The sequence below is a fragment of the Myceligenerans salitolerans genome (assembly GCF_017349295.1).
GTDB lineage: Bacteria > Actinomycetota > Actinomycetes > Actinomycetales > Cellulomonadaceae > Myceligenerans > Myceligenerans salitolerans.
The window spans coordinates 216839-230317 of record NZ_JAFMPK010000027.1; the positions used below are offsets into that span (position 1 = coordinate 216839).

Below are 13479 nucleotides of genomic sequence, written 5' to 3' on the forward strand. Positions count from 1 at the left end.
CCCGCGGCGCGCCGGCCGCACGTCGCCGGCACGGCCGGCCCTACCGCAGGCCAGGTTCCGGAGCCGTGCCCGCCGGTGCCAGGATGGACGCATGAGCCTCTACGACATTCCCTTCCGGCGGATGGACGGCAGCGAGACCACGCTCGCCGACCACGCCGACGACGTCGTCCTCGTCGTCAACGTGGCGTCCCGCTGCGGTCTGACGCCGCAGTACACGGCGCTCGAGCAGCTCCAGAAGACGTACTCCGCACGGGGCTTCACCGTGATCGGGTTCCCGAGCAACCAGTTCTTCCAGGAGCTGGGCAGCAACGAGAAGATCGCGGAGTTCTGCTCGGCCACCTACGGCGTGACGTTCCCCGTGGTGGACCGGGTGAAGGTGAACGGGCGCAACACCCATCCGCTGTACGCCGAGCTGAAGAAGACCGCCGACGCGGACGGACACTCCGGCCGGGTGCGCTGGAACTTCGAGAAGTTCCTCGTCCTGCCGGGCGGCACGGTACGCCGCTTCGACCCGCGCACGGTTCCCGACGCCCCCGAGGTGATCGAGCAGATCGAGGCTCACCTCCCCCGCTGAGCGAGGCCCGCGCTATCCGGCGGGCGGCGGGCTGCCGTTGACGGACTCGTGCCCCGGCGGCACGTCCGGCCTGGTCGCCGTGACGTCCCGGGGAATCATCGTGAAGCCCTGCCAGTGGGACTCCATCGGACTCTGGTCCTCGTCCCGCGGCACGTGGTGGAAGCCGACCGCCACCCAGGCCACGACGTCGTCGAGCACCTCGCGGTCCGACACGTAGTCCGGTACGCCGCGGCCGCAGTGGCCGTCGCGGTTCGCCGTCGCGAACAGCTGGCAGTCCGTCGCCTCGGTGAACGCGATGTCGTAGCCCCCGTGCTCGTGCCCGTCGTCACGGGTGAACGTGAACGACGACGACGCTCCCAGACCGATCTCGTAGCTGACGGGGTGCCCGTCCTCGTTCAGACGAGCGGGGTTCAGCACGCGCCACCAGCGACGGTTTCCCATCTCGCGGGTGCCCTCACGCTCGATCGCCTGCAGGCTTCCGGCCACGACGCGGGACTTCGGCCCCATCTCGTCCGTGTCCCGGGCGTCGTACTGCTCGACGCGCTGCCCGCCGCGCCCGCCGAGTGCCCAGTGCACCTTCCACACCGCGTTGTGCGAGTGGCTCGCGGCGTGGTGGTGATCGCCCTCCCCGACAGCCCAGCCGTGCGCCTTGTCGGTGTAGTCCGCGGGTGACAGGTCCCCGGTGGCACCCAGCTCCGGGGTGATCGATCCGTCCGCGCCGAACGTGTACTGCGTGACGTACTCGTACCAGCCGACCTTCGACACGGTCGACAGCCGCAGGTCCGTCCGGCGTTCCACCACCGCCTCCGCTCCCGGCGTGTCGGCGGTCGCGTGGTACGCGATGCCGCCGTCGACGGTCTCCCGGCACAGCACCTCACGCGTCTCGACGCCGCCCACGCTGCCGTCCCCGACCAGGGGCACGTCCGCCGTGACGCGCTCCCCGCCGCACGACTTCTCGCCGAGCGTGAGCATCGACCGCCCGCCGAACCCCTGGGCCGTGATGTCCTCGGTGGTGCGCACACCCGTGTCGTACGGCACCTCGAGCTGTCCGATCGTCAGCGAGGCCAGGACCTGCATCTGCTTGTGCCCGGCGGGCGCGAACGTCACGTCCTCCAGCACGAGCCCGGTGTTGTGATCGACGCGCCAGCACATCGTCCAGGCCGAACCGCTGCTGAGGACCTGGGTGATCGGCGCGTTCTCGGCGCACTCCGGCTCCTCCACCGCCGCCGACGACACCGCTCCCGCCCGGGGCGCTCGCTCGCCCCCCGTGGTCGCACCGGCCGACACCACCAGCAGCGTGATCGCCACCGCGGCGATGGCGGCCAGGCAGACCACCATGACCGCCACCATCCCTCTCTGACCCGGCCACGACCGCCGTCGTGCGCCGCTCTGTTCCGGCACCCTTCTACCCCCTGAAAGATCGCTACGGGCCCCCTGCCCTCACCGATCTTGAGGCACGGACCGGCCCGGCGCGACTCACGTCACACCGGGCCGGCATCTCTCCCGTGGTGGCCCGGGCCGCCGACCGCCGTGCGGTCAGCGGCCCGGACGGTCCGTCACCGGCGGCTCATCACCTGCCGCCGCCGGACCAGCACCGCACCAGCTGCGAGCAGCAGGAACGACAGCGCCGCGAGCATCGACGCGTCCGAGCCGGTCGCGGCGAGGTGACCCCCGCCGTTGCCGCTGCCCGAGGTGCCGTTGCCCGAGGTGCCGTTGCCGTCGGTGCCGTTGCCGTCGCCCGCGCCGTTGCCGTCGTCGCCGGAGCCGTTGCCGTCCCCGTCGCCGTCGTCGCACTCGCAGTCGCCGTTCCCGTCACCGTTGCCGTTGTCGTCGTGGACGACGACGTCGAAGCCGGCGATGGCGTGGTCACCGTGGACGGTGCTCGTCGCGATGCCCACGTGCGGACCTGCGGCGAAGTCGGCGGGAACCGTGAAGGTCCAGCTGACGACGCCCTCCTCGTCCGCCGCCGTGCCCTGCAGGGCGATCGGCGACGAGTGGATGAGTCCGACGACGACCTCGCCCGGCTCGAAGCCCGACGCGTAGAACGTCTGGCTGTCACCCGGCTCGACCGTGCCGTGCTCGAACCACGCGTCCAGGGCACGGGCCACGCCTTCCGGACCGCAGACCGCGATCGGCACCGAGGCGCCGTCACCGCCGTCCTCCGGCGTGGCGATGATCTCGTGCAGACCCGGGTCCGAGCCTTCCGGCACCGTGATCGTCACCTGGAAACCGCACTGCTCGTTCACGGTGACCATGACCGGGTCGCCCAAGGGCTCCCCGTCCGGGCCGTAGAGCTGCACCTCGACCTCGGCGCCGGCCTCGAAGCCCATACCGGTGACGAGCACGTCGTCGCCGACCGTCACGACCTCGGTCGTGGCGAACAGGGCCGGGTCGGAGCAGACGTCGCCGCCCCCGTCGCCGGGCGTCACGTAGATCATCGTGGTGGCCTCGAGACCAGTGGTCTCGTCGACCCCGACGACCGTGTACGGACCGGTCTCGGCATCCGCCGGCACGTTCAGCGGCATGACGAACGTTCCGTCGTCCTCCGCCTCGAACGGCTCCGGCTCACCGAGCACGTTCCCGTCCTGGTCCATCAGGTACAGGGTCACCATGCCGTTCGGCGTGTAGCCCGTACCGGTGATCTCCGTGGAGTCGCCGGGAGCGACCTCGACCGGGTCGGCCGTGATGGCCGGGTCGACGTCACCGGAACCGCCGTCACCGTCGGTCACCGTCAGCGGTGCTTCCGCCGGGGTTCCCGTGGTGTCGTCGGTACCGACGACCGTGTGGTCGCCTGGCTCGGCGTCCTCCGGAACGGTCAGCGACACGGTGAACATGCCGTTCTCGTCCGTCGGAACATCCTCGACCGGGTCACCCACGGGGTTGCCGTCGGCGTCGACCAGCTGCACGGTCACCGTGCTGTCCGGCGTGTACCCCTCACCGGTCACCTCCGTGGACTCACCCGCGGCAACCTCCGACGGGTCCACCGACAGCGTCGGGTCGATCCCGTCCACCGGCGTCACCGTCAACGGCGTGTCCGCCGCGATCCCGGTGGTGTCGTCCGTGCCGATCACGGTGTACTCGCCCGGCTCGGTCTCCTCCATGATCACGGCGGGAAGCACGAAGCTGCCCGTCTCGTCCGTGGCGGCGGTCACCGGGTCACCGACGGGGTTGCCGTCGGGGTCGACGAGCTGGATCGTCACCGTGCTGTCGGGGGTGTACCCGTCACCGATGATGTCCGTGGTGTCGCCGGGCGCCACCACGTCCGGGTCGGCGACGATCGTCGGGCTGATGTCGCCCTCCGGGTTCACCGTCAGCGGGGTCTCCGCGGGCGTGCCGGTCTCGTCGTCCGTGCCGATCACCGTGTAGTCACCCGGCTCGGCGTCCTCCGGAACACACAGGTCCACGGTGAACGCACCGGTCTCGTCGGTCTCGGCCGTGACCGGGTCACCCACCGGGTTGCCGTCGGCATCCGTCAGCTGCACCGTCACCGTCGAGTTCGGCGTGTAGCCCTCACCCGACACCACGGTGCACTCACCGGGGTCGACCACGGTCGGGTCCACCGAGATCGACGGCGTGATGCCGTCGACCGGCGTCACCGTCAGCGGAGCCTCCGCCGGGGTGCCCGTGGTGTCGTCGGTACCGACCACCGTGTAGTCGCCCGGCTCGGCGTCCTCAGGCACGCACAGGTCCGCGGTGAACGCACCCGTCTCGTCCGTCGGGGCGGTGACCGGGTCACCCACCGGGTTGCCGTCGGCGTCGGTGAGCTGGATCGTCACCGTGCTGTCCGGCGTGTACCCCTCACCGGTCACCACGGTGCACTCACCGGGGGCGACCTCGGTCGGGTCGACGGCGATCGTCGGCTCGACGGGGGCCGGCGTCACGGTCAGCGGGGTCTCCGCGGGCGTACCGGTCTCGTCGTCCGTGCCGATCACCGTGTACTCGCCCGGCGCCGTGTCCTCCGGCACGCACAGGTCCACGGTGAACGCACCCGTGTCGTCGGTCTCGGCCGTGACCGGGTCACCGATGGGGTTGCCGTCGGCATCCGTCAGCTGCACCGTCACCGTCGAGTTCGGCGTGTATCCCTCACCCGACACCACGGTGCACTCACCGGGGGCGACCTCGGTCGGGTCCACCGTGATCGTCGGCGTGATCGCGTCCACCGGCGTCACGGTCAGCGGGGTCTCCGCGGGCGTACCGGTCTCGTCGTCCGTGCCGATCACCGTGTAGTCGCCCGGCTCGGCGTCCTCCGGAACACACAGGTCCACGGTGAACGCACCCGTCTCGTCCGTCTCGGCCGTGACCGGGTCACCCACCGGGTTGCCGTCGGCGTCCGTCAGCTGCACCGTCACCGTCGAGTTCGGCGTGTAGCCCTCACCCGACACCACGGTGCACTCACCCGGAGCGACCACGGTCGGGTCGACCGTGATCGACGGCGTGATCGCGTCCACCGGCTGGATCACGACAGGCGTCTCGGCCGGGGTCCCGGTCTCGTCGTCCGTGCCGATGATCGTGTAGTCGCCGGGCGGAGTGTCCGGAGTCGTGCAGAGATCGATCGTGAACGCGCCGTCCGCGTCCGTCTCCGCCGTGATCGGGTCGCCCACGGGGTTGCCGTCGGCGTCGGTGAGCTGCACCGTCACGGTGCTGTCTGGGGTGTACCCCTCACCGGACACCACCGTGCACTCACCCGCCGGGAACTCCGTCGGGTCGGCAGTGATGACCGGCTCGATGGCGGCCAGTCCGCAGGCGTCGATCCGGACACCGGAGTTGCCCAGCCCGATGCTCCCCAACTCGCCCTGCATGAGGCCCAGCCAGAGGGCCGACACCTCGAGCGACGCGAGCGCTTCCTCACCCGTGTCGGTCGTACAGGTCGCGGTCTCCTGGTGGTTGATCTGCAGGGAGATGAACTGCGTGATCACGTCGAACACCGGCGACAGCGCGGTGCCGATGGTCTCGGTCACGAGTCCGGTCTTGATGTCGGTGATCAACAGCTCGAACACCTGGGCGCCCTCATCGCTGATGAGGAAGTCGTACACCGTTGCGAAGATCGGCGTCAGCAGCGCGCCCGAGGTGTTGATCGTCGTGGCCAGCAGCTGGCACGTGACGGCGGCGGTACCGCTGCAGTTCTGCTCGACCGGCGGGAAGTCGCCGCTGGCCGCGTCCGCGAGGTTGACCGTCCACGACACGTCGAACACGTCGCCGGGAAGCGGGCCCGTCCCGAGGAACTGGCAGCTGATCGAGACGGCGCTCAGCGACTCCTCGATGGCGGTCGTCATGATCTGCACGGCCTCCTCCATCAGCTCGTGCACGCCCTCGGCGATCTGCGGGTACGTCTGGTCGTCGATGACCTCGTAGTTGGGCGCGAGGCCGTTCATACCGGCGTCGTCACCACCCGCCCAGGGGTCGTTGCCCTCGACCAGGTGCTCCAGGTGGATCTCCGCCTGGCCCGTCGAGAAGTCGATCGTCACCAGCTGGTTCGCCGACGTGAGCGGCTCCCCCACCACGGCGTTGACGATCGTCTCCTGCATGTTCGAGTCGACGGAGCACTCCGGGGTCGGAACGCCCGGGAGGTCGAGCGCACCGACGAGTGCGGTGACGTCGAACACCTGGTTGACCAGGTCCTCGGCCGTCGTGTCCACCAGGGCGCCCAGGTCGTAGATCTGCGCGGCGGCGTCCTCGATCAGCGGGGAGTGCATCAGCAGCGATGCGTCACCCAGGACGTACTGCCCCGGGCCGGTCACCCCGCCGTCCGGGTCGAGGAAGACGCCGTCCTCCGCGATCACCTCGGAACCCAGCGCACCGAGCTGGAGGTCGAGCTGGTCGACCGCGAGGTCGGTGATCCCGCCCACGCCGGCAGTGTCCGCGAGCGCGAGCAGGTCGAGCGTCGTCGTCCCCCAGTCGCCCTCGGCGGTGCCGTCGATGGTCACGCCGCCGTCGGGACCGATCACGCCGGTCGCTGCCCGGGCGTCGGTCGGCGAACTGGCCTCGCTCGTGCTGGCGAGTGCCCCGAGCTGTCCCAGATCCATGAACTGGTCGACCGGGATCGCGATGTCTCCCAGCGAGAGCAGCTGGGATCCGAGCAGGTCGACGTCCAGGTTCTCGGTGTTGGGTCCCGGGTCGGTGTCCCAGCCCGCGACCGAGGTGGCGGCGCCGAGGAGCTCTTGTTCCATGAGCTCCGAGTTCAGGACACTGGCCCCGGCCTCAGCGGGGTCGTCGGGGTAGGTGTCGAGCGCCGCCTGTGCGGGGACGCTCAAGCCGGCGACCAGCAGCGCGGCGCCAGCGCCGATTGCGACCGGGCGCTGCCATCTGGCGCGACCTCGCAATCTGTGTCGTCGTGGAGACAACGGTGTTCGCCTCAAAGGAACTCACTCCTCACAGGTTGCGCCGTCTGGGCGGCGGCGGAATGACGGTGGGACCAGGACCACGAAAAAGTCACAGGAGACCCACGTTCAGCGAACACAAGATCCAGGGGATTTGCATGCCCTGTCATCAGATATGCCCCAGCGCACGCTAAGGCAACATGGCGCACTCAAGCCATAGGAGGCGAGCTATGGGGAAATAGACCGATCTTTCCCCGGCATTTCCCACGACGGAAAGTACTGCAGAAAAGAATTTCACCCGTCGCGGGATGCGGCAAGCCCGGGCCTCCCCGGCCGGGGCGGTCCGGGCCTGCGCACTACACCTCGGCGGACGCCCACCTCGGCGGGCATTCCTCCGCGAGGCGGATGAGGTCCCTCCGGTCGCGGATGCCCAGTCGGTGGTACACCTGCCGCAGCCGGTTGACGACGGTCCGCTCGGACACGAACACGGACTCGGCGATCTTCGAGTTCGTGGCGCCCTTCAGGGCGAGCCGCACCATGGTGCGCTCGTCCCGGCGGAGCCCCTCCCACCGGTTGCTCGCCACCGCGCCTCCCGAAGCGGTCTGCGCCGTGTCGATCCCGCGGGTCCATCCCGCCAGCCCGGCCAGCTGCGCGAGGGTCCGTGCGCGGTCGAAGGCGGCCACCGCGACACCGGCGTCCCCTCGTCCCGCGCGGAAGCGCCCGTAGGCCACGAGCGTCCGCACGTGCTGGCGGATCGAGGCCGGAGGGGTCGAGGCCCGAACCGCCTCGTCGAAGGCGACGAGCGCCCGGTCGCCGTCCGCGAGCAACGCGGCACCGCGCGCGCCGGCGGCCCGGAGGTCCGCCGACAGGGCGCCGCACTCGGTGACCCCGGCACCGCCGGTGACGGCGGGAACCGCCTGCACGTCACCCGCGGCCACCGCCGCGTCCACCAGATCGGCACGGACCATGACGGGGCACTGGTACGGCCATCGGCACTGCTCGACGGAGACGGCCAGGAGCGACACGGCTTCTCGCGCACGCCCCAGGAGCAGATGGGCGGCCCCGACGTCGGCGGCGAACTCCGCCGCGGCGCGCGCGGACCAGTTGCCGAGAACCTCGGGGACGCCGACGTCCGGGACGCGTCCGTCGATGGCCGCGTCGGCGAGGGCCGTCAGTCCCCGGAGCACCAGCCACCCGTCGCAGCCGGGGCGCAGCCGGCGGACCGCGTCGAGATGACGGCGCACATCATGGAACTGTCCCTCGACCGCCGCGACCATGGCGGCGCTGAGACTTCGCGCGACCTGCTCGGCCGCGCCCCGGGCGTCGTCGTCCACGTGCGCCGCCACCAGTGCCCGCGCGCCGGACACGTCACCGAGCATGAGCCGCATCCGTGTCTGCAGGTGCAGTCCCAGCCAGTGCTGGCCGGAGGTCTCGCCGATGGTTTCCAGGTCGGCACGCAGCTGATCCGGGTCCTGCACCACGCCCTCGGCCTCGACCGCCAGTGCGGCGGCTGCCAGGCGGCCGGACGCGGCGCGCACCGCCTCACCGAGCCCCGGGGTCGCGCGCCACCAGACGTGGTCGGCCCACTCCCGGCAGTCGGTGACACCCGCCGACCCGCCCCGCGGGATACCCCATGTCTGCCCTGTCAGCACCGACATGGTGAATGCCAGGGCACGGTTGTTCGGGCATTCCACCGACAGGGGCCCTGCCCGCAGCACGGGGTTGAGCTCCTGCATGTGCAGCCCGCGCAGCATCGCCTCGCTCCTGCGCTCCGCCGTCGGCACGGCCGGCCGCCCGATCCCGCTCCGCTCCGCGCAAAGCACCGCGGCCAGCGGATGGCGCAGGAACCAGGTGCCGGCGCGCAGCTCGACAAGACCCCGCTCGGCAAGCCGGCCGAGAGTCGGGTCGTCGCCGAGGCCCTCGGCGCCGTCCCACGGCTCCTCGCCGAGCCCGGACCCGGACTGGCGCATCACGAGCGAGGCCAGGAGGTCAGCCCCCGGCTCGTCGATGCCCTCGAGCGCGTGGCGATAAGTGCGGCGCGCCGCGGAGCCAGCACTGTCGGGACCGTGCCAGAGCGCCCCACCGCGCAGCTGCGCCACGGACAGGTCCTGGGCCAGCTCCAGGGCGAGCCGGGGGTTGCCCGCACTCCACCAGGTGATCCGCTCCACGACATCCGCCGCGATGGACAGGCCGAGCGCGTCGGTGAGGAACTGACGCAGTGCGGGTGGGGCGAGCGGGCCGAGGCGCAGGACGTCGAGCTCGTCCGGGAGTGCGCCGGGCGCGAGCTCCTCCGCGGCGACGACCAACCGGCAGTCCAGCGCGAACGCCTCGTCGGCCAGGTGCTGCAGCCATGCGAGCCGCTCCTCGGTCAGCACTCCGGCGTCGTCGACGAACACCACGCGCGGGACCGCTGCGCCGAGGTTCGCCGTCAAGCTCTCGAAGAACCCGGTCGCGGCGCTGACATCGGCGCCGGACGGCACGACGGTGAGTTCGGAGCGCTCCGTGTCACCGAGAAATCGTGCGTGCGGGCGACGGGACCAGATCCTCTGCACGCGGAGCACGGGGATGTCCGGGCCCAGCGCGCGCAGCGCGTGCATGACCGTCGCGGTCTTCCCGGATCCGCTCGGCCCGACCACCATCAATGTCCGGGGATCGATCTCCGATGCGACCCCGGCAATGGTCCGCATTTCTCGGTCTCGTCCGTGAAGTCCGTATTCGCGCACGTTCTCCGTCGTCATGCCGGCGATCTGTCGAGGCTCACCATCGAGCACCCGAGGTGATACCGTCCGTGTCCTCACGCGCACCCACCCCCTTTTGTGGCAGCGGTTACTTTTCCTGGGGGTGCGATGCGAGTGTATGACGAAATTGAGATCTTGCTTGGTCCATACAAGTGGTGCAGGTGGGATTAATGGGCCCTTGCCGGAATTGTGCTCGGCATTCACGGTGCCGAGCGCGTCCCGCTCAGCGGTCCGTCACCAGCGTCAGCTGGACCGAGACCGGCAACAGCCGCGACGCCGCGGGCAGCCACCCGCACCACGTCCGGCTCAGGTCCAACGGTGACCGCGGCCCCGGGGCAAGACGGTGGCGTACCGCGAGCCGTTTCGCGGCCCCCTCGTCGTTCAGCGTCACGTACACGGTCAGCCCCTGGATCCGTATCGGCTCGCTCTGCTCGTCGCCGGGGGACACCTCCACCAGCTCCGGCTGGACGCGCAGGGCGAGGCTGTCCAGGCGCGCGAAACTGTCGATGACCTCGTGGAACCGGAACTCCGCGTCGATGCTCATGCACCCCAGACGCGGAAGCGCCGGAGATGTCACAGCACTCGGGGAAAATTCCTGAGGCAGCTTCCAGCAAGGAGCGGACGGCGGTCCTCCTGACCGCCTCAGCCCGCCAGGACGTCGGCGATCACCCGGGGGACGGCGTCCGCCACCTCCGAGGCGGACACCGGGCCTCCACCGCTGGCCAGCGCGGCCGCCCGGCCGTGCAGCACGACGGCGGCCGCCGCGATCCGGCTCGTCAGCGTGGGATCCGCGAGTACGTCGTCCGCCCGGGAGGCGAGGAGCGTGCCGAGCAGGCCCGCCAGCACGTCGCCCGCACCCGCCGTGGCGAGCCAGGCAGGCGCGTCGGCCTGTGCGAACGTCGCACCGGAGCCGACGATCACGGTCACCGCACCCTTCAGCAGGACCGTCGCACCGGTCGCGCGCTGCGCCGCGCGCGCCCAGCGGACGGGCTCCGCCTCGATGTCCGCCCGGTCCACCTCGTGTCCCAGCCCCCGCATGAGCTCGGCGAGCTCCCGGGCGTGGGGGGTGAGGACGGCGATCTCCGGGAGCCGGTGCTCGAGCATCGCCATCGCGCCGGCGTCGATGACCGCCGGCACCACGCCGCCGGTGACCTCGGCGTCGAGCACCCCGGTCACGGCGGCCAGCGCACCGTAGACCCGGCGGTCCTGCCCGGCGTCCGAGCCGTCCGACGGGATGCCCGGGCCGAGCACCCACGACTGGACACGGCCTCCCGCGGTGACCACCTCGGGATGCCGTGTCAGGATCCGGTCGGTGACCGTCGTGGGTCCGAGCGCGCGCACCATACCCGCGCCGGCGCGGACCGCACCCGCCGTCACGAGAACTCCCGCCCCCGGGTACTTCTCCGTGCCCGCCACGACGCCCACGACACCCCGCGTGTACTTGTGGTCGCGCACGCCGGGAACGCGCAACACCTCCGCGACGTCGGAGGCTTCGAGACGCACGGTCCCGGGGACCTGCTGCCCGTGGGCCGCGCCGAGTCCGACGTCGACGACCTGCACGGCACCGGCGAGGTGGGCGGCGGGCGGCAGGAGCAGGCCCGGCTTGCGAGCCCCGAACGTCACGGTCCGGTCGGCGGGAAGCACCGGGCCGGGAACGGACCCGTCGTCGACCCCGATACCGCTGGGGACGTCGACGGCGATCACCCACGGCCACGGGTTCCCGGCCGCCTCGGCCACCGCCCGCGACTCCACGAGCGCCCGGACGATCCCGCCGGAGGGAGGCCGGAGCGCACCACGGGAACCGATTCCGACGAGGCCGTCGAGAACCACGTCCGCTGCGGCGACCCGTTCGACGACGGCGGGAACACGCAGCTCCGAACGGGCGATCACCTCGCCACCGGCGGCCTCGAGCGCGGCGAGGCCCTCGCCGTGCACCGCACTCGCCACGAGGAACGCCGTGACGTGGACGCCGGACCGCGCCAGGTGGGCACCGGCGAAGAGCGTGTCCCCGCCGTTGTTCCCCGCGCCGACGAGCAGCACCGCCCGCCCGCCGTGGGCGGCGTTCCTGGCGACGCCTCGGCGGGGAGGCCGGACGTGACCCGGGCCGGACAGGCCGTCGGAACCGACGGCGCCCGCGAGCCGGAGCCGGCGACCACCACCGCCGGACCGCCGGCGGGCGATGTCCGCGAGCGCCGTCCGAGCGAGCGCGCGGGCGGCACGGTCCATGAGGGGTGCGCCCGCGTCGAGCAGCGGCTTCTCCACCGCGCGAATCTCATCTGCCGTCCATGCCTCGATCACGCGCCCTATGATGCCCGCTTTTTGTCACGGTCCGGTACGTGGGGTGCGCGGTGGACCGGCAACGGCCTCCGTCCGGGACTTCGGGCGCCCGCGGACAAGGGGCGACACGTGCCCGCGCGACCTCCTAGGCTCAGGGCATGCGATTCGGACTCTTCATCCCACAGGGCTGGCGCCTGGACCTCGTGGACATCGCTCCCGAGGACCATTGGTCGACGATGCTGTCACTGCTGCACCGGGCCGAGAACCAGGCGGCGGGTGAGGCCGTCCCCGGCGGTGCGTTCGCCTGGGAGTCGGCCTGGGTCTACGACCACTTCCACACCGTGCCGGTGCCCACGAGTGAGGCGACGCACGAGGCCTGGACGCTGATGGCGGCGTTCGCGGCGGCCTCGCAGCGGGTGCGCCTGGGGCAGATGTGCACGTGCATGGCCTACCGGGAGCCGACCTATCTCGCGAAGGTGGCCTCGACGACGGACGTGATCTCCGGCGGGCGTGTCGAGATGGGGATCGGTGCGGGCTGGTACGAGCACGAGTGGCGCGCCTACGGCTACGGGTTCCCGACGGCCGGCGAGCGCCTGCGCGCGTTGGACGAGGGTGTGCAGATCATGGCGAACATGTGGCGCACCGGCTCGTCCGGCCGGTTCGAGGGCAGGCGGTACCAGGTCGACGGCGCCCGCTGCCACCCGCAGCCGTTGCAGCAGCTGCCGGTGGGCGACGGCGGCGCCGAGGTGCCGAGCATCCCGCTGTGGATCGCGGGTGGGGGCGAGAAGAAGACCCTCCGCATCGCCGCGCAGCACGCGCAGTACACGAACTTCGCCGGGGACCCGGAGGGTTTCGCGCACAAGTCGTCGGTGCTCCAGGGGCACTGCGAGGCCGTGGGCCGTGACTTCGGGGAGATCACGCGGTCGGCCAACTACAACGTGGTGATCGGGGCGACCGAGAAGGAGGTCTCGGACCGGCTGGCGTGGATCGAGGCCCACCTGCGCCGGTGGGCACCGGAGCGCGCCGACCACGAGATCGGCGTGTGGCGGGGCGCGTATCTGGCCGGCACCCCGGAGCAGATCGTCGAGAAGCTACGGGCGGTCGAGAAGCTCGGCATGACGTACGCCATCACCTACTTCCTGGAGGCCGCCTACGACCAGTCCGGTATCGAGCTGTTCGAGAAGCAGGTCGTCCCGGAGCTGCGGTGATCATCGGGGTGGGGATCGACGTGGTCGACGTCGACCGGTTCATGGCGGCGCTGGAGCGCACGCCCCGGCTCCGCGAGAAGCTGTTCACCCCCGCCGAGCGGGACCTGCCGCCGTCGTCGCTGGCCGCCCGGTTCGCCGCGAAGGAGGCGATCGCCAAGGCGCTGGGCGCCCCTGACGGCCTGCGCTGGCACGACGCGACCGTCCATCGCGTCGTCGGCGGCCCGCCCGAGGTCGAGCTCGTCGGGACGGTCGCCGCACGTGCGGACGAGCTCGGCGTGCGGCACTGGCACCTGACGATCTCCCACGACGCGGGCATCAGCTCGGCGATGGTCATCGCCGAGGGGTGAAGCGCCGCGGCCCGGGGC

The 13479-nt window shown here is 71.5% G+C and carries 8 protein-coding genes; 3 read left to right on the forward strand and 5 right to left on the reverse strand.

Going from position 1 to position 13479, the window contains the following annotated elements:
• Window positions 1–91 precede the first annotated feature (91 nt).
• Window positions 92–574 (forward strand): glutathione peroxidase, encoded by a 483-nt coding sequence (locus tag J0911_RS06325; RefSeq protein WP_207274611.1) that lies wholly within the window; start codon window positions 92–94, stop codon window positions 572–574.
• Between the two features lie 12 nt (window positions 575–586).
• Here J0911_RS06325 and J0911_RS06330 read toward each other — a convergent pair whose 3' ends face one another.
• From J0911_RS06330 to J0911_RS06350, 5 genes are all read right to left on the reverse strand, one after another.
• Entirely contained in the window at window positions 587–1912 is a 1326-nt protein-coding gene (locus J0911_RS06330) for a copper amine oxidase (protein WP_242636340.1), read from the reverse strand.
• A 218-nt stretch (window positions 1913–2130) separates the two neighbouring features.
• Complete coding sequence (locus J0911_RS06335; protein WP_207274613.1) at window positions 2131–6825, reverse strand: choice-of-anchor G family protein; 4695 nt, start codon at window positions 6823–6825, stop codon at window positions 2131–2133.
• 422 nt (window positions 6826–7247) lie between these two features.
• Window positions 7248–9578, reverse strand: coding sequence for a LuxR C-terminal-related transcriptional regulator (locus J0911_RS06340; protein WP_207274614.1), 2331 nt, complete (start codon window positions 9576–9578; stop codon window positions 7248–7250).
• Window positions 9579–9852: 274 nt separating this feature from the next.
• Window positions 9853–10173: a hypothetical protein gene (locus J0911_RS06345; RefSeq protein WP_207274615.1), complete on the reverse strand. Its 321-nt coding sequence runs from the start codon at window positions 10171–10173 to the stop codon at window positions 9853–9855.
• Between the two features lie 98 nt (window positions 10174–10271).
• Window positions 10272–11927, reverse strand: coding sequence for a bifunctional ADP-dependent NAD(P)H-hydrate dehydratase/NAD(P)H-hydrate epimerase (locus J0911_RS06350; RefSeq protein ID WP_307864946.1), 1656 nt, complete (start codon window positions 11925–11927; stop codon window positions 10272–10274).
• Between the two features lie 137 nt (window positions 11928–12064).
• On the opposite strand from J0911_RS06350, the gene J0911_RS06355 reads away from it, so the two are divergent.
• Both J0911_RS06355 and J0911_RS06360 read left to right on the forward strand, forming a co-directional pair.
• On the forward strand, window positions 12065–13114 hold the full coding sequence (locus tag J0911_RS06355) for a TIGR03560 family F420-dependent LLM class oxidoreductase (RefSeq protein WP_207274616.1): 1050 nt from the start codon (window positions 12065–12067) through the stop codon (window positions 13112–13114).
• Window positions 13111–13461 carry a holo-ACP synthase gene (locus J0911_RS06360; protein ID WP_207274617.1) on the forward strand — a complete coding sequence of 117 codons (351 nt, stop codon included), beginning with the start codon at window positions 13111–13113 and terminating at the stop codon, window positions 13459–13461. Before J0911_RS06355 ends, J0911_RS06360 begins: the two co-directional genes overlap by 4 nt.
• Window positions 13462–13479: the final 18 nt, after the last annotated feature.